The organism is Megasphaera intestinihominis, assembly GCF_040096415.1.
Classification (GTDB): Bacteria; Bacillota; Negativicutes; order Veillonellales; family Megasphaeraceae; genus Megasphaera; species Megasphaera intestinihominis.
In genome coordinates this window covers 1-3,198 of the sequence record NZ_JBBMEU010000110.1, presented here as the reverse complement: position 1 = coordinate 3,198, position 3,198 = coordinate 1, and the positions used below count along the sequence as shown (strand labels likewise).

General features: G+C 54.6%; 3 protein-coding genes. All 3 read right to left on the bottom strand.

What is annotated here, in order from left to right; all coding sequences use genetic code 11:
- Positions 1-107, bottom strand: a 107-nt coding sequence (locus tag WMO23_RS11015; RefSeq protein WP_288643836.1) for a pyruvate kinase, incomplete at its 3' end; no start/stop codon positions are given.
- Positions 108-349: 242 nt separating this feature from the next.
- A complete protein-coding gene (locus tag WMO23_RS11010; RefSeq protein ID WP_292106571.1) occupies positions 350-2,335 on the bottom strand; it encodes a M13 family metallopeptidase in 1,986 nt (661 codons plus the stop codon).
- Positions 2,336-2,363: 28 nt separating this feature from the next.
- Positions 2,364-3,047, bottom strand: a complete 684-nt coding sequence (queC, locus tag WMO23_RS11005) for a 7-cyano-7-deazaguanine synthase QueC (protein WP_020311779.1) — start codon at positions 3,045-3,047, stop codon at positions 2,364-2,366.
- Positions 3,048-3,198 lie beyond the last annotated feature (151 nt).

Sequence of the window (3,198 nt, the reverse complement as noted above, 5' to 3'; positions counted from 1 at the left end):
AAATTAAAGCGGGCAACGTTCATGCCGGCTTTAATCATCTTTTCGATAATTTCCGGGGTATTGGAACTGGGGCCTAAGGTGCAGACGATCTTTGTTTTTTTCAGCATACAGATTTCTCCTTTTCTACTCACGTACACGTAACGATTGACGTTTCTGTTCCTAGTGGTACGTTTTTTGTCCCACTAGTGCAATATACGGCTATTGCTCACTGCGATTGTACCGTATTCCCCACGATAATGCAAGGATTAGTTGTGTAAATACTTTATGAGGACGCAGGCCGCAGGCCGCCGCAGCAGGACGGCCTTACGAACCACTAGCCACTAGCCACTAGCCACTAGCCACGAAGATTTTACCACAAATGGACGCGCTTCTGCGGTTCGACATACATGCCGTCGCCGGGCTGGATGCCATAGGCCGTATAGAAGCCATTCGTCGACGACAAGGCGCCGTTGACGCGGGCTTCGCCAGTCGGATGGGGATCATTCTGGACCAGGTAGAGCAGCAGCTGGTCGGTCATCTTGGTCGCAAATACCGTGGCAAAGGTGCGGTATAAGTCGCGCAGCATCCCTTGGTCGTCATGGGCCAGTTCCGTCGCAACCGACAGGCCGCCGCAGTCGGCAATGGCTTCGTTGCTGACGAGCTTGCCATTTTCATGGAGCCCCTTGCCGAGGGTATAGCGATCGTAATAAGGACCGAAAGCAGCCGATAATTTCTGGAAAGCTTCATAGTCTTTTGCCTTCCACCAGTTCTTCAAGCGGCCTTCGCTGTCGTACTTGCTGCCATTCGGGTCAAAAGCATGGGAAATCTCATGGCCAATGACGACGCCGATGCCGCCCAGATTGGCACCGCGTGAAGCTTTGGCATCGTAGAACGGCGGCTGCAGGATACCGGCCGGGATGGTGATGCTGTTATTTTCCGGGATATAAGCGGCATTGACATCTTGCGGGTCAAAGGCATACCATTTATCGGGATTAAAATTCGTTCCCAATAGCGCATGGACCTGCTGTTTTTCCAGGACGCCGTTGTGCATGACATTGGCCAGCAAATCGCCGCCATCCTGTGGAGCAATGACGTCAGGCATACTTTCGATGATAGGTTTGTCATCTTCAGCCGGACCGCCGACAAAGACTCGCAGGTGGCTGAGCTTGTCGACGGCTTTGGCCCGCGTCGCCTGACTGAGCCAGTCATTGGCTTCCAGCCGCTGCTGATAGACGTCGCGGATTTCATTGATCATGGCCTTCACATCGTTGATGATGGCCGCCGTACAGTGATTCTTCATATAAATCTGGCCGAATTCATAAGACAGCATGTTCTGGACCATGCGGCTCGCCGTTTCCTTGTCATCCCGCGCCTGGGCGATGCCGAAGCGCTGGAGGGCATAATTGCGCTGCAGATCCCGCAATTTGATATCCGCACTGGGCGCAAAGCCGCTATAGACCTGATAGACAGCATAGCTCTTGAGCAGGTCGAGATTCTTAGGCACATAGAGGGCGTCGAACTGCTGTAAATACTCCGGATTCGATAAGAAGAATTGTTTTTCTTTATTCAGGCCCAGGTTGGTCAGGACCGTCTTGCCGCCCATATTGGGCATGAGTTTTTCCAGATTCCCCCGCGACATCAGGCGGTTCTGGACAGTCACGTCATTGCGCTGTTCGCTCGTCAGCAAGTGTGGCCCCAGGCCCTTTTCCATGGCGAAGATGGCTTCGCTGTGAGCCGCCGCCTGGTCCGGCGCTTCTCCGGCTTCTTCGAGGATATGGGCGACGTATTCCCGATAAGCCTTCCAGGCTCCGGGCTGGGGTTCTTTTTCCAATTCATCCTTCGTAAAGGACGGCGTCACCGTCAAGATACGCGGCACATAACGCAGGCCCGTCGGCAGGCGGTCGACGGTGTAGCCTACGAAGATATCCGTCCCGGTCTTGGCACTGACCGCCTGCAAGGCCGCCGTCAATTCCGGCAGGGTCTGGGCTTTTTCAATGGGACAGGTCAGTTCCTGCAGATGGGCGCGGGCCGTGGCGTTGCGCTGTTTATTGTCGATGGCGCAGGCGTAGAGGTCGGCGATTTTCTGTTCCGGCGTCCCCTTGGCATAAGTTCCCTGCTTGGCGGCGACCGTTTCCAGTTCCTTGCCCAGGGCTTTCTTATTTTCTAAAGACCGTTCAGAAAACCAGGACCAAGAAGCTTCCGTCGGCCGGATTTGCTGAGCTGCTAACGTCTTGCCATTGACAGCCTGATAAAAATTATCTTTTTCGGACACAGCATCGCTGGCCTGGACGGACCCAAAGGCCATGAGAGCCAACAGTACCATCGTCGTCAGCCGCGTCTTTACCTTATATTCCATATATATGTCTCCTCCCTGACTCCCTGTTTTATGACAATGCCGGGTCCTTGACCCCATTGGCAGCAAAGGCAGCCGCCCGGTCGCGGCAGGTCCCGCAGACACCACAGGGCTTGTCGCCGCCTTCATAGCAGCTCCAGGTCAATTCATAAGGCGCGCCCAGGCGCAGGCCTTCTTTGACGACGCCCGCTTTGTTCCACGATAACAAAGGCGCTTCCAAGTGGCAGGTCCGGCCAGAACCTTCATAAATGGCCGTGTTCATGGCCGTTTCAAATTCCGGTGTGCAGTCCGGATACGCCCGGCCAGCGGCATCATCGGCATGGGCACCGTAATAAATGACTTCCGCGCCGACGCTGACGGCGACGGCTGCGGCAAACGACAAGAACAGACCGTTGCGGAAAGGCACATACGTATCAACCGTCCCTTCGCCGCTCTTCTTGGCCAGCTGATCTGCATACGATTCATGGGCAATCGCCTTATGGCTGCCCTGCAGGAGCGAACAATCGCTCAGAGAAAAAGCCTGAGACAAATTGACCTCCTGCTGCTGCACCCCGTAGTAAGCCGCCACCTTGCGGGCCGCTTCCAATTCCTTGGCATGTTTCTGGCCATAATAAGCCGTCAACGCCAAGACGTCTTCCTTTTTATATTTCGTCAAAGCCATGGCCAGACACGTCGTAGAATCGACGCCGCCACTGAGCAAAACAACACACTTCATGAGGAGACCCCCTTTATTCATGATAAACTGTATACACCATAGTATAACACAGAATCAGTGGCTCGTGGTTCGTGGCTCGTGGTTCGTAAAAACATACCACCATAATCGAATGGGCTGTGAGCAAATCTCGCGGCGGGGCGCCCAGAGGGCG